Annotated in this window: 18 protein-coding genes and 2 pseudogenes; 7 read left to right on the forward strand and 13 right to left on the reverse strand. The window is 65.8% G+C overall.

Annotation, left to right across the window (positions count from 1 at the left end; genetic code table 11):
• Positions 1 to 491 precede the first annotated feature (491 nt).
• The 10 genes and pseudogenes from CK951_RS01425 to CK951_RS01475 form a co-directional block, all read right to left on the reverse strand.
• Positions 492 to 795, reverse strand: a pseudogene (locus tag CK951_RS01425) (hypothetical protein); the annotation flags it as partial.
• Positions 792 to 2,117 (reverse strand): recombinase family protein, encoded by a 1,326-nt coding sequence (locus tag CK951_RS01430; RefSeq protein ID WP_096784469.1) that lies wholly within the window; start codon positions 2,115 to 2,117, stop codon positions 792 to 794. The gene CK951_RS01430 and the pseudogene CK951_RS01425, both read right to left, overlap by 4 nt.
• Positions 2,114 to 2,569: a DUF2924 domain-containing protein gene (locus CK951_RS01435; protein WP_096784470.1), complete on the reverse strand. Its 456-nt coding sequence runs from the start codon at positions 2,567 to 2,569 to the stop codon at positions 2,114 to 2,116. The genes CK951_RS01430 and CK951_RS01435 overlap by 4 nt, the downstream gene beginning before the upstream one ends.
• A gap of 196 nt (positions 2,570 to 2,765) precedes the next feature.
• A complete protein-coding gene (locus tag CK951_RS01445; protein ID WP_096784472.1) occupies positions 2,766 to 4,448 on the reverse strand; it encodes a DEAD/DEAH box helicase in 1,683 nt (560 codons plus the stop codon).
• 11 nt (positions 4,449 to 4,459) lie between these two features.
• Positions 4,460 to 5,089 carry a hypothetical protein gene (locus tag CK951_RS01450; RefSeq protein ID WP_096784473.1) on the reverse strand — a complete coding sequence of 210 codons (630 nt, stop codon included), beginning with the start codon at positions 5,087 to 5,089 and terminating at the stop codon, positions 4,460 to 4,462.
• 2 nt (positions 5,090 to 5,091) lie between these two features.
• Positions 5,092 to 5,988 carry an ATP-binding protein gene (locus CK951_RS01455; protein ID WP_232520659.1) on the reverse strand — a complete coding sequence of 299 codons (897 nt, stop codon included), beginning with the start codon at positions 5,986 to 5,988 and terminating at the stop codon, positions 5,092 to 5,094.
• Positions 5,985 to 6,278, reverse strand: a complete 294-nt coding sequence (locus tag CK951_RS01460; RefSeq protein WP_096784474.1) for a hypothetical protein — start codon at positions 6,276 to 6,278, stop codon at positions 5,985 to 5,987. Before CK951_RS01460 ends, CK951_RS01455 begins: the two co-directional genes overlap by 4 nt.
• A 178-nt stretch (positions 6,279 to 6,456) precedes the next feature.
• The gene (locus CK951_RS01465) at positions 6,457 to 7,068 is read right to left on the reverse strand and encodes a helix-turn-helix domain-containing protein (protein WP_096784475.1); all 612 of its coding nucleotides are present in this window, start codon (positions 7,066 to 7,068) and stop codon (positions 6,457 to 6,459) included.
• Positions 7,069 to 7,236: 168 nt separating this feature from the next.
• Positions 7,237 to 8,361: a hypothetical protein gene (locus tag CK951_RS01470; protein ID WP_157764492.1), complete on the reverse strand. Its 1,125-nt coding sequence runs from the start codon at positions 8,359 to 8,361 to the stop codon at positions 7,237 to 7,239.
• Entirely contained in the window at positions 8,330 to 9,529 is a 1,200-nt protein-coding gene (locus CK951_RS01475; RefSeq protein WP_157764493.1) for a hypothetical protein, read from the reverse strand. Before CK951_RS01475 ends, CK951_RS01470 begins: the two co-directional genes overlap by 32 nt.
• 224 nt (positions 9,530 to 9,753) lie before the next feature.
• Between CK951_RS01475 and CK951_RS01480 the strand changes: the two genes are divergently transcribed.
• The 3 genes from CK951_RS01480 to CK951_RS21270 are packed head-to-tail and all read left to right on the forward strand — an operon-like array spanning position 9,754 to position 10,966.
• Positions 9,754 to 9,960 carry a DUF6511 domain-containing protein gene (locus CK951_RS01480; RefSeq protein WP_096784478.1) on the forward strand — a complete coding sequence of 69 codons (207 nt, stop codon included), beginning with the start codon at positions 9,754 to 9,756 and terminating at the stop codon, positions 9,958 to 9,960.
• Positions 9,960 to 10,706 carry a hypothetical protein gene (locus CK951_RS01485; protein ID WP_096784479.1) on the forward strand — a complete coding sequence of 249 codons (747 nt, stop codon included), beginning with the start codon at positions 9,960 to 9,962 and terminating at the stop codon, positions 10,704 to 10,706. Before CK951_RS01480 ends, CK951_RS01485 begins: the two co-directional genes overlap by 1 nt.
• On the forward strand, positions 10,703 to 10,966 hold the full coding sequence (locus CK951_RS21270; protein ID WP_198402382.1) for a hypothetical protein: 264 nt from the start codon (positions 10,703 to 10,705) through the stop codon (positions 10,964 to 10,966). Before CK951_RS01485 ends, CK951_RS21270 begins: the two co-directional genes overlap by 4 nt.
• Here CK951_RS21270 and tnpB read toward each other — a convergent pair.
• From tnpB to CK951_RS01500, 3 genes and pseudogenes are all read right to left on the reverse strand, one after another.
• Positions 10,863 to 11,198 (reverse strand): IS66 family insertion sequence element accessory protein TnpB, encoded by a 336-nt coding sequence (tnpB, locus tag CK951_RS22050; RefSeq protein WP_157764494.1) that lies wholly within the window; start codon positions 11,196 to 11,198, stop codon positions 10,863 to 10,865. The genes CK951_RS21270 and tnpB overlap by 104 nt on opposite strands.
• A 227-nt stretch (positions 11,199 to 11,425) precedes the next feature.
• Positions 11,426 to 11,648: pseudogene (locus CK951_RS21530) on the reverse strand (IS481 family transposase); the annotation flags it as partial.
• A gap of 260 nt (positions 11,649 to 11,908) precedes the next feature.
• On the reverse strand, positions 11,909 to 12,160 hold the full coding sequence (locus CK951_RS01500; RefSeq protein ID WP_157764495.1) for a hypothetical protein: 252 nt from the start codon (positions 12,158 to 12,160) through the stop codon (positions 11,909 to 11,911).
• On the opposite strand from CK951_RS01500, the gene CK951_RS20915 reads away from it, so the two are divergent.
• The 4 genes from CK951_RS20915 to modA all read left to right on the forward strand — a co-directional run bounded on the left by CK951_RS20915 (position 12,159) and on the right by modA (position 15,897).
• Positions 12,159 to 12,377 carry a hypothetical protein gene (locus CK951_RS20915; RefSeq protein ID WP_157764496.1) on the forward strand — a complete coding sequence of 73 codons (219 nt, stop codon included), beginning with the start codon at positions 12,159 to 12,161 and terminating at the stop codon, positions 12,375 to 12,377. The genes CK951_RS01500 and CK951_RS20915 overlap by 2 nt on opposite strands.
• A 393-nt stretch (positions 12,378 to 12,770) precedes the next feature.
• A complete protein-coding gene (locus CK951_RS01505; RefSeq protein ID WP_096787132.1) occupies positions 12,771 to 13,556 on the forward strand; it encodes a TOBE domain-containing protein in 786 nt (261 codons plus the stop codon).
• A 664-nt stretch (positions 13,557 to 14,220) separates the two neighbouring features.
• Positions 14,221 to 15,084: a TOBE domain-containing protein gene (locus CK951_RS01510; protein ID WP_232520660.1), complete on the forward strand. Its 864-nt coding sequence runs from the start codon at positions 14,221 to 14,223 to the stop codon at positions 15,082 to 15,084.
• A 48-nt stretch (positions 15,085 to 15,132) separates the two neighbouring features.
• Positions 15,133 to 15,897, forward strand: coding sequence for a molybdate ABC transporter substrate-binding protein (gene modA / locus CK951_RS01515; RefSeq protein ID WP_096784483.1), 765 nt, complete (start codon positions 15,133 to 15,135; stop codon positions 15,895 to 15,897).

The following is a 15,897-nucleotide window of genomic DNA, read 5'->3' on the forward strand; positions in this document are numbered from 1 at the left end:
GGGCATCGCGCTTTCCCTTTGGGGAAAGAGCGAGCGCTGGGTGGAAAAGGCCTCCCGATCAAGATGTTCGCGTATGAGCCTAGCAATCAACGTAGATTTCTTGTGACCCTTTTCGGCGCAATACACGCAGAAGCGCTCACCTTCGTCATCTGACAACAACACGGATAGCTTCATCTGGGGCCTGACCTCCCTCTCCGCATGCGTCCCGAAGGTCGCACTAATCGTGATAAATGCGCACTTTTGAGCATTCATCCCACCTCTCAGTACCCTTTCCAGGGGCTCACCGCAAGGTTCTAGGCAGGCGCCGTTTTGCTGCGGTGCTCATGCCGTCTGCCTGGAAGATGCCTGTGAAGGCATAGTTGATGCGCGTCGCATCGCACTTCTGGCATCAGTGTTCGGTTTGGCTATGTTGCGGGCCAATAAGGTGTGGTGCTCCGACCAATCAGCGGAAACTTGGCCGATCATCCTGTCCAGCGTAATGTGTTCAGGGTGCCGACCATCCAAGATGGCCTCCACGAGGTGTGGCGACAGCATTGTGAGCTTGAGCACACGGGTCATGTAGGAGGGCGCGATCCCCTCGCGCTCGGCCAATTCGGTTATCGTCGTGAACTCTCCGGACTCCAACATCCGCTTCCAGCGGAAGGCGCGCGCCAGCGCCTTGATAAGTGCGCTGTCGGGCCTTCGCGGCTGCGCAGCGCCCTCTGGCAGCTGCATCTCCTTCCGCCCGCCGCGCTTCACGACGCGAAACGGGACGTGGAGCGTCACCGTCTCGGGAACCGGCTTGCCGCTGGTCATGCAGCCGCCCCCATGTATCCTGCCAGCATCTCGCGCGCGAGGCCGCCAAGGCCATCGACGCGCAGCCGCACGTTCAGGCCGTCGGCCCCGATATCGACTCGCTCGACCAGCAGCGCCACGATGCGCGTCTGCTCGGCGGGGAATAGTTCGTCCCACAGCGGGTCGAGCTGCTGCAGGGCCGCACGGGCGTCGGCCTCGGTGATGTCCTCGTCCTGCGTCCGCGCCGCTCTGAAAGTACCCGCCACGATCTCAGGCTGGCGGAACACGGCGCGCAGCTGATCAATGACGGCGGCCTCTATCTCCCCTGCTGGCACGCGGCCGATGGGGCAGCATCCAGCGCCATGCTTCAGCACGGTCTGGCTGACATAGTAGCGGTAGAGCCTAGAGCCCTTGCGCGTGTGCGTCGGCGAGAAGGCGGCGCCATCGGGACCGAACAGCAACCCCTTCAACAGCGCGGGCGTCTCGGCGCGGGTCCGCGAGGCGCGCTTCCGGGGACTCTCCTGCAGGATGGCGTGAACCTTGTCCCAAACCTCGCAGTCGACGATGGCGTCGTGCTCGCCCGGATAGCTGTCGCCCTTGTGGACCGCCTCGCCGATGTAGGCGCGGTTGCTGAGCATCCGATAGATGTACTTCTTGTCGATCCGGTTGCCGCGCGGCGTCCGGATACCGCGCGTGCCGACCTCCCGCGCCAGTTCCGTGCAGGACCCGATCTCGAGGAAGCGTGCAAAGATCCAGCGCACATGCGCGGCGGTTTCTTCGTCGATGACCAGCTTGCGGTTCTCGACGCGGTAGCCGTAGGGCGGCACCCCGCCCATCCACATGCCCTTCTTTCGACTGGCGGCGACCTTGTCGCGGATGCGCTCGGCGGTCACCTCGCGTTCGAACTGGGCGAAGCTGAGCAGGATGTTCAGCGTCAGCCGCCCCATCGACGTGGTCGTGTTGAACGACTGCGTCACCGAGACGAAGGTCACACCGTTCCGGTCGAACACCTCGACCAACTTGGCGAAGTCGGCCAGCGAGCGGCTGAGACGGTCGATCTTGTAGACCACCACCACATCGACCAGCCCGTCCTCGATATCCTCCAGCAGGCGCTTCAATCCAGGGCGTTCCAGCGTGCCGCCCGAGATGCCGCCGTCGTCATACTGATCGCGGACCAGCACCCAGCCCTCGGAGCGCTGGCTGGCGATGTATGCCTCGCAGGCTTCGCGTTGGGCATGAAGGCTGTTGAACTCCTGCTCTAGCCCTTCCTCGGAAGATTTGCGGGTGTAGACGGCGCAGCGCAGCTTGCGGACGATCTTGGATTTCTCGGGCGGCTTCGTCATTTCCGCCCCCTGTGGTTCTTGAGCCCGAAGAAGACCCAGCCGTTCCAGCGCGTGCCGGTGATCGCGCGGGCGATCGCGGACAGCGACTTGTAGGGCCGCCCCTGCCATTCGAAGCCGTCCGCGGTGACGGTGACGATCTGTTCGACGCCCTGCCACTCGCGCAGAAGCCGTGTGCCGGTAATGGGGCGGTCGCGATCGGCGCGGATGCCGCGCTTCGTCTTGTCGCCGCCATCCAGTTCCTCGCCAAGCTGCTCCAGCCGCTGGATCGTCTCGGGCTTCAGTCCGCCATAGGCGAGTTCCTGGATGCGGTATGCTAGACGGGACTCGAGGTAGCGGCGGTTGAACGGTGGCGGCTCGCTGTCGAACAGGTCGCGCCACTGTTTCTTCAGGTTGGGCGTCGGCGTGGTCTTGAGCGCGGCCAGGCGCGCGGGGATGGGATCGGGCTTGTTCATGCATTTCTCCGGCGAGTTGGAGTTGCATGACGGCATTGGTCGGGCGGATAGTGTAGGCAACGTTCTCCAGTATCGTCAGATACTTCGCCCTCATCCCGCATCCGCAACCGAACCAGCCCGAGCGCCACCAGGCCGCACAGCTCCGTGCGGCGCTCTGTGGGCGTCATCTGGTCGGGCGGGAGCGGATTGGGGCGTTTCATGCAGCCGACCGCTCCGCACGGCCAAGAACGGCAGCGGTGATCGCGCCGCGGTTCCAACGGAAGTTCAGATGGCAGTTGGCGGCGTATTTCGACAGGCTGAAATCCAGCCCATTGGCCTCGTGCCCCGCGCGCTGCAGCAGGTCCATCTGTTTCATCGTCGCCGGGTCGTTCAGCCAGCGACGGCTCTTGATCGAGGCGGTCCCGGTCTCGGTGGCGCGCAGGAAATCGTCTGCGGCGGCGAGCGCCTGCACCCGGGTGCCGATGGCGAGCGGCCGGATCGCCCTGCCTTTCGGCTGTCCGAGCGCGTGCCAGAGCGCGCCATCATGGAACACCCCGGCCCAGCCTTTGAACCCGCTCGCCATCATCGCCTGGCCGTCGCCATGCAGATCGCACCAGGCGAACGGGGACCGCTCCAGCAGGTCGATCTCCATCATGTCGAAGGCGGTCAGCAGTCGGGCCTCTGCTCGTTCCCGCGTGAAGACGTGACCGCAGAAATCACAGACCGATGCTCCAAGCGGCAATTCGGCCTCACAGGTCGGGCACAGTTTCCAAGGTGCCTGGCCGGGCTCGGGATCGTCCTCGTCGAGGGTGATCTCCTGTTCGAGCGACCCGTGCCGGAGCGCCGCCCCCGCGAAGTCGAGCACGACGCAGTCGGTTTTCACGATGCCGGGAAAACGCGCGGGATCGACCCGCCGCAGGCCGCGACCGACTGCCTGGATGAAGGTGCCCTTGTGCAGCATGGGGCGCAGGATGCCGATGCAGCCGACCGGCTGGCTGTCGAACCCTTCCGTCAGGACCATGCAGTTCGTCAGCACCTGCACCTCGCCCCGGTCGAAACGGGCAATGAGGTCGGCGCGCGTCCGCGATGGCATCTCGCCCGAGATCGTCTCGGCCGTGACGCCCGCCGTACGGAAGGCCTCGGCAACCGCATCGGCATGGTCGACCGTCGCACAGAAGAAGATGGTGCGCCGGTCCGCTGCCTTCGCCTGCCAGTGTTCGACAACAGCCTCGTTCAGCACCGAGCGGTTCAGCACCTTGTCTGCCGCGCGCATGTCGAAATCGCCAGCGGTGGCGCCGAGCCCCGCCAGTTCGTCCTCGACGCCGAGATCGATGGTATAGGTGCGCGGTGGCACCAGGAGACCGCGACTGATCAGCGTGCCGATCTTGAGGTGATAGCCGACATTGCTGAAGGTGCGGCGCAGGCTGCGGCCATCGCCGCGACCCGGCGTCGCCGAGAGCCCGAGCAGCTTGATCTCCGGATTGAGCGCCCGGGCCTCGTCGATGATGGACTGATAGCTTTGCGCCGCGGAGCGGTGGCATTCGTCGATGACGAGATGCGAGACCGGCGCCATCCGCTCGCGCCGGTTGGCGCGCGCCAGGGTCTGGACGCTTCCGAAGACGATGCGGCCGTCCCAGTCGTCCTGCTCGGCCTTGACCACCGAGGTGGCCATTCCGGTCACGGCCCCGATGGAGGTCCGGTTCTGGTCGATCAACTCGTCCGTGTGCTGCAGCACCAGGACGCGGTCGTGTCGCCGGTGTTCCAGTTCCTCGCCGATGTAGAAACCGGCGATGGCCGTCTTGCCCGCCCCCGTGGGCAGGACCAGCATGGTGTTGCCGTGGGTGGCGGTGCGGTCGCGGGCGGCATCGACTGCCGCCCTCTGATAATCGCGTGGGATCATGACCGTCCTCCTCAGCGCGCCCAGAAGGGTGCGGAACCGGACGATGGCGTGCCGGACTGGCCCATGCCGGTGTTCGACAGCTGGGCGCCCGTCGCGTTGTACTGACCCTGCTGCGGCGGCTGCGGCACGCTGCCCAGCAGGCGCGCATATTCGGCATGGTCGGCGCCGAGCGCGGCCTTTATGACGTTGCGCCCGGTGTCGTCGGGCTTGTCCTTGTCGCGCTCGATGCCGATGCGCGCCACGAACTCCAGCCCGCTCAACTCGCCGAGGCTGCGGATCATCCGCGCGGCGCGGGCGGCGTTCGACTGATCGTCGGCACGCACTCCTCGGGCGGATTCAAGGATGCCGCGGATCATGGCACGCCCACGGTTGCCGTAGGTATCGTCGCCCGGCCCGCCTGCCGCCTTCCCGCGGAAGCCGATCCGAGTGTAGATGCGGCGACGGGCGAACGGCCCCTCCATCACGACCGCCTCGGTGTTGAGGTAAAGGGCGGTGCTGGTCTTGCTCTGGGTCAGCCAGCCCTCGGGGCCCGCTCCACCGGGGCGGATGGTCAGGCAGACCTTCGCCAGCGTGTTGGCGGGAATGAGGTCGAAGGCGGCGTCCTGCGTGTCCGCGCCATTGAAATCCATGTCGCTCGCCATGGTCATGCTCCTTTCGTCGTCGGGGAATGAGGCGCGGCAGCCGCCGCCGGGAGGTCGAAGTTGAGGCGGGACGCTCCCTCGGGACGCGGCCCCCGGATCTTCGCCATGAGCCGCCCGAGATGGGCAGGCTCGATCATCGACAACCGCCCGCTGCGATCCTTCGCAGGCAGGCCGAAGTCGTTGATCGTGGTGCAGACGAAGGCACGGAACGGCTCGCCCTTCTCAGGGCGCAGCTCGGTCAGTGTGATGACTTCATCAACGATTCCAGGGAGTTCCAGTCCTGTCTTGGACCCTTCGATCTGCATCGAGAAGTAGGGCTTGCCGAAGTCGTCCAGCTTCCTGTCGAGGAGACCGACCAGCCAGATGTTCTTGGCGGGCGTGTGCTGCAGATGCGTGAGCCAGCCGATCATCTCCTGGCCGAGCAATCCGTAGGTTGCGCGCAGGTCCGCCTTGCCGGTGCGGTCGGACTGCGCCTGCGGCTGGCCCTTGCACCATTGCAGGCAAATGCGGGAGGCAACCGAGATGCTGTCGACGAAGACCGTATCGTACTTGTCGAGCTGGCTTGCCGGTCCGAACGACGCACAGACCCGAGCGAAGTGCCCCATGCCGTAGGGCTGGTCATCTCGCATGGCTGGATTGGCTCCACCGATCCAGGCCGCAAGATCGCGGGCGACCTCCCAGTCCCGGATACGGACTTCGTCGCCGGGCCAGCCCTGAACGGCCAATTCGCCAGCCTCGAGGTTCAGGAACAGCGTGCGCTGCGGATCGAGGGTCAGCAGTTGGGTGGTCTTGCCGATCCCGGAGGTGCCCGTGAGCACCCCCTTGATGCCGCGCGCCTCGCGCAAGCGTTCGTCTGCAGTGATGATCCGGATCGGTCCGGCGCCGAAAGGGGCGCTCACCTGCTGGCATCCAGATCGCGGGCCGCGGCCGAGATGGCGATATCAGCGCCACCAGCGCCCTGGCGGCGTGCCATCTTCAGCACATCGCCAAGCGCGCTGGTCAGCCGATACATGGCAGATTGCTGCTTCGCGAGGGCAACGAGGGCGAACTCGATCTCGTCAACCGTGGCACGCTCGATCGGCACCGAGCGGCCCGCCCGGTCGGACAAGGCCGGCACATCGATCGTATCGGGGATCGCCTCCATCCAGCTCGACTGGCGCAGGCGTTTCAGGGGGGAGGTCGTGAACATTGTGGTGCTCCGTGCTTTCGTCGGTTGGTGTCCAGGGATCGTCGGGAAGACTGCTGCCGGGCCTGACGCCGCCCTGGAGCTTGCGGTCGGAGTGTTTCCCCGAGCGGGGGTGTTGCATTCCTCCGAGGGCCCGGCATGAAACTTGGCAGGACCGGGTCTTGGCCGGTCCTGTCATCATCTACCGGCGGGCATCCGGAACTGTCGGGGCCGTGCCGAGATATGCCGCGAGATCAAGCGCTTCGGCCGCCTTCCGGATGGTGCCAAGCCGGGCGTAGACTGTGCTGCGATGGATCCCGAGTGCCTGCGCCGCTTCGGTGGGCGACATGTCGATCAGCGCCAGTGCAAGGTCCCGGCACGCCGGGGTCAGGCCCGCCAGGAACCGCCGGACATCGCGAACGAGGCCGAAGGCCTCATCCGGTGACCGGGCCGACCCGGCGTGCGGCGCTGCGCTTTCCGGAAGGGTTTCCGCGAGCGCCAGCACTGCGTCATCGCCGCGACCTTCGGACGGGGTGTCGAAGTCAATCCACGCCCGTTCGACCCGGAGGCGTTCGGTTGGCGCGGCCAGCGTGGCAATGCGGTTCGCCAGAACGCGGTCTGCGAACGTGTCGTACTGACCGCGGGAGGGGTCGAACTTGGCATCCCTGCGATAAAGGTGCAGACGCAGGTCCTGCTTGATGTCCTCGGCGTCCATGCCGGGGATTGCGCCCGAACGCGCCAGCCGTTCGGCCCGGTGACAGATGTTGCGAGAGACGCGCGAGCGCGCGTCGCAAATGGGGTGGAAACGCTCCATGAAGTTTCGCCTTCGTCCAGGTGGACGGGCACGCGGCCCGAGTGACCGGGACCGGCGAAAATTCGTTGGAGCGGCGGCCTTGGCGGGCTCAGCACAAAGAGAAACCGCTGAAACCCGGTTGGATTTCAGCGGCTTGAGCGGCGAACTCTTTCAAAGAAATTATTGAGGTCAGTCAGCGAATTTTCGTCGGGACTGTCCCTGTCTGCCTTGCTGGAGGTCATCGGCATTCGCCACGAAACGGGCGACATACTCGGCCCCGACCGTGGGTAGCGGATCGTCGGCGATCCCGAAGGCGGCACGCAGCGCCTTGGACAGCGTCTGCTTCTGCTTCTGGTGCCTCGAGGTCTCGGCGCTCTTGGCATGATGGACGGGGAGCCTGCCGCCCTGCATCGCGAACGCCTTCAGGTAGGTCCACGCCGCTTTCGGCTTGCCATTCTTGGCGCTCTTCAGCCCGAGCCCATCGGGCTCGAACCTCCGGGTCTCGCCCCGGAAACTCACGATAACGACTTCATCGGCGACGAAGCGGATCCCGATTTCCTCCCATCGCGCGTTGCTCGGCAGCGCCCACGCCAGGTTAGAGACTGCGTTATCCGTTCCGCTCGCGATCTGAGCGCGGAGATCGGCGAACACGACGGTCGATGGCTGGCAAGGCTGCAATTGCCCGCGGTCATCAAGGTGGACCAGATCCTCAAGCGCCATGCGCATAACGCCTTCGCGATCCAGAGCGGCGGCAAGTTGCGGCGGGATTGATGAGGAGGTCGGGGCCAGTACCAGTTTGGGTCCCGGGTGGGTAATCACGTCGTCAAATTGCGCCACGTCCTCGCGTGCAAGCGGCCCCGGAACCGTCAGGAAAACAGGGAAACCCCGGCCTGCAAACACATCATGTGAGCCGATCCTGAAGACCGGTCGACGGTCGAAGCTTGCGGGCCGGTCGGACAGATCGAGTGCGGCAGCAATGCTCCGAGCCAATCCGACACGGTCGAGGCCGTAGATCATGATGTCGTTCTTGTTAAGGTCGAGATCGGCGCAGGCCTTAGGGCTGTCACCACAGACAGCGCGGATGGTGCCGTCGTCATGGTGCACGACTTGACGGGGGCACCCGTCACCGCCCGGTGATGGGCAGGCGATGCTCGTCGTTCGCGTTCCGGTCGATCGCAACAGTGGGAGACAACAGCCGGGCTCGTCGACAACCACGCAGGCGAATTCATCGCCCAACAGGCTGGCCCATTCGCGCCGGTCGGTCGCAGCATCGGTCAGCGCATCAAGCGCTTTCCAGAACTTCGAAATCCGCATCGTCATCCGCCCCTGCCGGAATCGCCCAGAACCCGCGAGCCTTCAGCCAGGCTTCGATGACCTCTTCGTCAGACTCCCGTTCATAGCGCGCAATGTTCGCGGGCCTTATCGTCACGGACCGCTCCCGCTTGCTGCCTTCGAATGCAAACTTGAAGGTCGCGTGCGTGAACGCGCCGCCAGTGAGCCGCTTCTCCCAGTTTTCGCCATAGGCCTTGAACAGGTCCTCCGACTTACGAATTTCCATCTCCGAAAATTTACCGGGCCATCGACGGCCGAACTCCACGAAGCGCACACCGGCAATTCCCTCGATATCCCCATGCGCCATTGCATCCGGCCCCAGTTCGCGCAGCGGATCGAGTGTGTATCGCTCGGAGCGATCGAAATAATCCTCGCTGCCGAACAGCGCCTCACCGAACGTCTTGAGATAGAGTTCGCGCTCGCCCTTCGTTCCGGCGTTCACGCCGATCTCGTCGGTCATACTGTCGTAGATCAGCACGTCATGTTGTTGGGGCCGATAGAACGCAATTCCGCTTTCACCGTCGTCCTGGTGCTTCCCTTCCCGGCGCATCGGCATGCCGTGCCGCACGAGCAGCCAGATCTTCTCGCCTCGCGGGAACGCGAAAATCCGGCTGTTGCGGCCGCGTCGCTTCACCTCGAACCAGTTGTCCATCCGGTCCTGCATGGTCTTCGCAATGGCGTCTGAGATGGACGGCAGCGCTGCGGTCTTTTTCTGCGGGCGCGAACCTGCGAAATACATGAAGTTGGAACGCTGGAACGCCACGGTTTCGGCATGCTGGCGCTGAAGCAGCATGGGCTGAGCAAGCCAGATCTGGACCGAAACATCGGCCAACGAAACCTCGTGATCCTTGTCGATCTCGATGCCCGCAGCTGCTGCGCGGTCGAGCAACTCGTCCATCGCCTCATGGGACGCGGTTTCGTGCACGTAATAGAGCGCGTTGACCATGTCCTCGGGAACTGAAGCATCGGGATTCATGAGTACGTCAGCGATGGCATCGAGCGGCATGTCATCTGTCGAACACGCGGCGAGGTCGAGCTTGCGGGACTTGAAGTAGTCCTTCCAAGGCTCAAGAAACGCTTTCAGTCTCGCGGGAGCAATATGCTTGAGGCGGGCTGGGTTGCTGAAAATCCTTGGATTAAATGCTGGCATCGGCCTCGTTGCTCCTTAAATTGTTACGGTCCGCAAGATTAGGAAGGAATCGCGCTCGCCACAAGATTGTGTTCCCGTAAGGTTCTGTGCGCGCCATCCGACAGTCCGCCACCCCCGCCGGTAGGTGAGGAGAGCATCTGGAGCTCTCCCATGAACAGCATCTACCCGGCGCGCTGCGCCATCCCGCATTCCAGCACGCCAGCGCCCACTAGCGGGGTCGGCGCATGATAGATCCAGACGAACGCGAACAGGCAGCTCTGCGCGCAGCCCTCCGTAACATGGCGGAACTCATGGCCGAGATCGGATGGGCCACGCGGTTCGCCGATCTCACCGAGGCACAAGCGCTCGCGATCGCGGCGGCCGCCGTCGATGGCTTCCAGGAGGCGATGCAGACCAGCGCGCCCCGGCCCGATCCGGAGGTGCCGTTCTGATGGACGCCGGTTTCGACTTCAACCATCGGGAGAAGCCGCCCAGTTTCGCGGACACCGTCAATACCTGCATCGACACCGCCCTTATCGCGGAACAGGCCGAACGTCCCCAACGCGACTATCTCGGAGGCAGTCGGCTGGGTGACATCTGCCAGCGCAGGCTGCAGTACGAATACCTGAAGACGCCGAAGGACCCGGCTGCCGGGTTCTCGGGCAAGTCCCTGCGGATCTTCGCGCTCGGGCACGTTCTCGAAGACTTGGCCATCGTCTGGCTGCGCAGGGCCGGGTTCGACCTTCGCACGCGCAATCGCCATGGCGATCAGTTCGGCTTCTCGGTCGTGGGCGGACGTGTGCAAGGCCATGCCGACGGGGTGGTCGTCGCCGCGCCGAACGGCATGGCGGTTCCTGCGCTCTGGGAGTGCAAATCGGCGAACGCCAAGAACTGGCGGGAAATCGCGAAGCACGGCGTCGGAAAGGCCAAGCCAGTCTACGCCGCGCAGATCGCGCTCTACCAAGCCTATCTCGGCCTGACCGAGGCGCCCGCGCTCTTCACGGCGATCAACAAGGACACGTGCGAGATCTGGCACGAACTCGTGCCGTTCGATGCCGCACTCGCCCAGTCCGCCAGCGACAAGGCGGTGACGATCCTGCGCGCCTGTGATGCGGGTGAAATTCTTCCCCGCCACACGGCCGACCCCGACCACTTCGAATGTCGCTTCTGTGCGTGGCGGGAACGGTGCTGGGCATGACGGTCCCGTCCGACACCATCGTGCCCGATGACGTCGCGCCCGACGCTGAAATGATCGCGATCTATGCCGACGTGGTGTTCGGCTACTGCGACGGCTGGGTGCCGGTCCGTGCGCTCGCAGAGAAAGGCGCGGGCGATGGCCCGCCGCATGTGCCCTTCATCGAAGCGGACGCCACGCTAGCCGCGAAACTCGCGCTTCAGGCGACATGGGCGAGCGACGCTGGCATGGCCCTGTTCGTTGCGCCCGGGACAGCCGCATGACCCCGTCCTGGACCCCGGCGCTTCGAGCGTTCGTCCCGTCGATCCGTCCACTGGACGGATCGATCCCTTCGGGTCCGGTCTTCACCCAGGCGAAGCTGCCCTGATCGAGCCGCTTGTAGATCAGCACGAGGCCACTGCCGTCCCAGACCAGGATCTTCAGTCTGTCGCCCCGCTTCGAGCGGAAGACTACCGTCACGCCCGAATGCGGATCGAGCTTCAGCTGGTCCTGCACGATCAGCGCTGACGGTCGCGCCCTTGATCGTGCGGTTCTTGCGCTCGACTTGATCGTTGGTCCAAGGGTGGTTCGGCTTGGTCAGGCGGTGTTTGGTCCCGTGTGCCTCGAATGTCGAAGCGCAGCTGCCCCGACCAGGCGGTGTCGCTGTTGCGAGGCTGCTCGGCAAACTGGATGCTTGGCCGTTGTCTCTCGGAGCGATGGCGCTCCAATGGCTCGATCGCTTAGCGCTGGAGGCATCGGTGCAAGGCAAAGCGGGTCAGATGCGGGATGGACGGCTGCAGGGCGTAGAGGCAGTCATCCAGCGGCAGCAGCGTGTGGCGCCGGAAGGCCACGACCGTCGCCTCCTCGGCACCGGTCAGGACCGTGGAGTGCGGCTCCTTCGGCCCCGTGTTCAGATCTTCCACCTCCGCCCGCTTTGCGCCACTTCGCCGCCGCCTTCTGATTGATGCCCTACTCGCGGCTCACTTGCGCGAGCGAAGCTTCCGATAGCCGTGTTGCAGCTCGGACAGCGTGCGCGGAGGCGACAGGTTGTCCGGCAGATCTGCTTCGCACACCATGGCGCACAACCAGTTCGTGAGGCCGGCGTGAAGGGCTCTGCGCCGTCATCAGGAACTTGTGGTGATCCTTCGGGCAGGCGTCGATTGCCGCCCGAGGCCCGTGGCGCGGGGGAACATTCACTTTCCCGCCGGTTTGTTGTTGCACGATCGTCAGCACAGCCTCCGGATATGCTGTCGGCCCATGCGCACAATGCCGCTCCACCGCTGCCCGGTGTGCAGCAGCAGGGACAGGGCCAGATGCGCACGCGAGCCGGGCTTGTGGAGATCGGTGAACCGCGCAATCTGCTCTTCTTCCCACCTCACAAGCCTGTCTGCTTTTCGCTTGAGCTTGCGCACGCCTTCGGTCGGATCGTCGCGGAGCCAGCCAGGATAAACAGCGTGAATCATGAGAACACGGGTCATGCGCCGCATGTTGTTTGCCGAGGCCGGCGTGGCGGCCCAAGAGCGGGCCGCGCAAGGTGGACAGCGACGGTCGCAGCGCCCGCTGCGACAACGGCAACGCCAACTGGCGGTAGTCGTGGCGAGCTTGGGACATCCCGATCAACGCCCCGCGGCGCAACTGGAAGCGCTGGCCGAAGGCTATCTGGCGCAACTCAGCCCGACGACCGTTCCGAAGTGAACCCGTTCGCCAGTAACCTGTCACTGATGGAGGAACTGCGGGTCCCTGACAGGCGGTTCCATGTCTTCACCGCTCCGGCCCCGTGCTGCCTTGCCTCGAACATGCCTGCCTGTCCGGCGTGCCCAGGCCGCAGAGGGTATCGCGCGACGGCTGGGACGCGTGGGCTCCGGGTCGTCCTCGACCTCGGCCCGGGTGTGGGGGACGTCCGCGGCGCGTTCCTCAATCCGGGCGCCTGACCATGGCGACGGTTCAACAGCTTCAGCAGTAGCCCGAGCGACTCCTTGAAGCCTGCTTCAGCGGTGTGCCCGAGGTGACGGAGGCCGTCCGGCAGGACGGTGGTGAAGCGATGCGTCGCGCGCTATGAAGGCGACAGGGCATGAGAAGGAGCGGGCGATGACGGGCACGGTGCAAAGCGCCTTGACGCTGGAGCGATCCGGGGCCCGGATGGGTGCCGACCGGGTGGCACTGCTGGCGGCAATCGGGCGCACGGGGTCGATCTCGGCCGCGGCACGCGAGATCGGCCTGTCCTACAAGGCGGCGTGGGACGGTGTCCATGCCATGAACAATCTCTTCGCAAGCCCGCTCGTGACGGCCGCTCCCGGGGGCCGTGCGGGCGGAGGGGCGACCCTGACGCCGGCGGGCGAGAAGGTGATCGCCGCCTTCACGGCGATCCGCGAGGGTCTGGAGCGCGTCGTCACCAGCCTCGAGACGCAGATCGACCTCGACCCCGGCGACATCCTCTGGAGCCTGATGATGAAGACCTCTGCCCGCAACGCCTATCGATCGGTCGTCACGGCCGTGACCGAAAGCACGGTCAGCGCCGAGGTCACGATGGACATCGGCGGCGGCCAGAGCCTTGTCGCCGTCATCACCGGGCGGAGCGCCGCCGACATGGGCCTCGCCCCCGGTGTCGAGGTCTTCGCGCTGGTGAAGTCGAGCTTTGTCATCGTGGCGAAGGGGAGGGAGGTCGGCGCGCTCTCGGTGCGCAACCGGCTGGTGGGCACCGTCACGTCGCGCACCGACGGGCCGGTGAACAGCGAGGTCGTGCTGGATCTCGGCGGCGGCCGGACGCTCGCCGCGACCATCACCCGCGAGAGCGCCGAGACTCTGGGCCTGCGCGTCGGCGACGAGGCCACCGCCCTGGTGAAGTCCAGCCACGTGATCCTCGCGCTGCCCTGAGCACGCCGCCGCACCGGCGGGGCCGCCTCCCGAAACGCGGTCCGTGCCGCGGAACCTGTCTGCCGGGGACGCGCGCGGCGACCGGGCCGGCGCAGCCGCCTGACATGCCGCGCCGATCGGCGCGGGGCGCCTTGGCAGGTTGTCCCGCCAGCCTTGGAGCGATCCCGGCGCGGGCGACAGCCGCTCTGTCAGCCCCTGCGTGCAGTCGAGCCACTTCCGGAGGCGGAACCGGGACAAGGACCGGCAGGCCAAGCGCCATCGCCGGCGCCATGACAAGGTGCCATCCGGAGGCCGCATCGCCTGGCGGCCCGGGAGGACGCGATCGGGTCTTGCGTCCGGCACCTGCATCGCGCGTGCTTCACCGGGTGCACCAATGCATTTCCCTCCCGGCGGGAGCTTTCCCCGAACGGCCAGCCGCATGCTTTCGGCGGGGCGGAGCGCCCGCCGCCAGGCGTTCCGGCCACGGTCCATTCCATTCTCAGAGGGCGGGATGCGAAGCGGCAGCCCGGCGGCGGAAGCCGTATCCTGGCGAAATCCTGATCATCGGGCGGGCCGGTCGCCGCAATTTCGTGCGCCCGGCCTTCCGGATGCCCTGTCGCAGGGCGCCGCTGGCCCGAAAGCCTCGCTCGATCGCGCTGTATAGGCCAGCCTCCGAACGAGACGCTTGAACCTGATCGCTCATCGCTATATTGCGAAACTACATAACGGTGATCCCGGAGAAACCTCGATGTCCGACGGCAAGCTGAAGGCGGCGCTGACCCTGCAGCGCGAGGACGCTCCCCGGGTGGGCGGTGACCGGATCCGGCTTCTCCGCGCGATCGATGCGCAGGGCTCGATCGCGAGCGCGCCGAGGGAGGTCGGCCTGTCCTGCAAGGCCGCGTGGGCCGCGGTGGGAACGATGAACAACCTGTTCGCCCATCCGCTGGTGGCGGCCTCGCCCGGCGGAAGGGCTGGCGGCGGCGCCCGTGTCACGCGGGCCGGCCATGCCCTGATCGACTGCTTTTCCATGCTCGAAACCTCGCTCGGCAAGGCGCTTGCCGTCATCGACACCGGCTTCGCCGCCTCACCCGGCGGCGCGATAAACACCCTCAGGAGACTCATGATGCAGACCAGCACCCGCAACACCTTTCGCTGCACCGTCACCCGCGTCACCCAGGGCGCCGTCAGTGCCGAGGTCGAGCTGATGCTGACCGACGGGCACCGGCTCACCTCGGTCATCACCGAGCGCAGCGCCGAGGAGATGGGGCTGCAGGAGGGCGCGCAGGTCTTCGCGCTGATCAAGGCGACCTTCGTGATGCTCTCCGCCGGCGACAATCCGGGCCGCATCTCGGCCTGCAACCGGCTGACCGGCACGGTCTCGGCGCGCGAGGATGGCCCGGTCAACAGCGAGGTCACGCTCGACCTCGGCGACGGCAAGACCATCACTGCGATGATCACCCGCAAGAGCGCAGACGACCTCGGCCTCGCTCCCGGCGCGACGGCGACCGCGCTCTTCAAGGCGAGCCACGTCATCCTCGCCATGCCCTGACCCCGCGCAGGGGCCGGCCCATCTTCAACCAGCGAAAAGGAAAGTTCCATGTCATCACTCAGGAACGCCCTGCGCGCGACCTGCGGCGCGCTGATCGTCTCGGTCGTTCTTGCGGCGCCCCTCCGGGCCGAGGAAATCCTTGCCGCCGTCGCCGCGAACTTCACCGATGCCGCGACCGAGATCGGCACGGCCTTCCGGAAGGCGACAGGGAACACCGTCACCTACAGCTTCGGCGCGTCGGGGCAGCTCTACACCCAGATCACGCAGGACGCGCCGTTCCATGTCTTCCTGTCCGCCGACCAGACCCGGGCCGAGAAGGCCGAGGCCGACGGGTTCGCGGTGCCCGGCAGCCGCTTCACCTATGCGGTGGGCAAGCTCGTGCTCTGGAGCGCCGACCCCGCGAGGATCGACGGCACCGGGGCCGCGCTGAAGGACGCAAGCCTGACCCATGTCGCCATTGCCGATCCCGCGACCGCGCCCTACGGTGCCGCGGCGGTCGAGGTGATGAGACATCTCGGCGTGTTCGAGGCGCTGGAGCCGAAGATCGTGCAGGGCAAGAGCATCAGCCAGACCCACCAGTTCGCGGCCACCGGCAACGCGGACGTGGGCTTCGTCGCGCTCAGCCAGATCGTCGCGGACGACAAGGGCTCGCGCTGGATCGTCCCGCAGGAGCTTTACACCCCGATCCGGCAGGATGCGGTGCTGCTGAAGAAGGGCGAGGCGAGCGAGGCGGCCCGGGCCTATGTCGAATTCCTGAAAAGCCCCGAGGCGACAGCCATCATCGGGAAATACGGCTACGCCGTGGGTGAGTGA

It is taken from the genome of Rhodobacter sp. CZR27, from assembly GCF_002407205.1.
GTDB lineage: Bacteria > Pseudomonadota > Alphaproteobacteria > Rhodobacterales > Rhodobacteraceae > Cereibacter_A.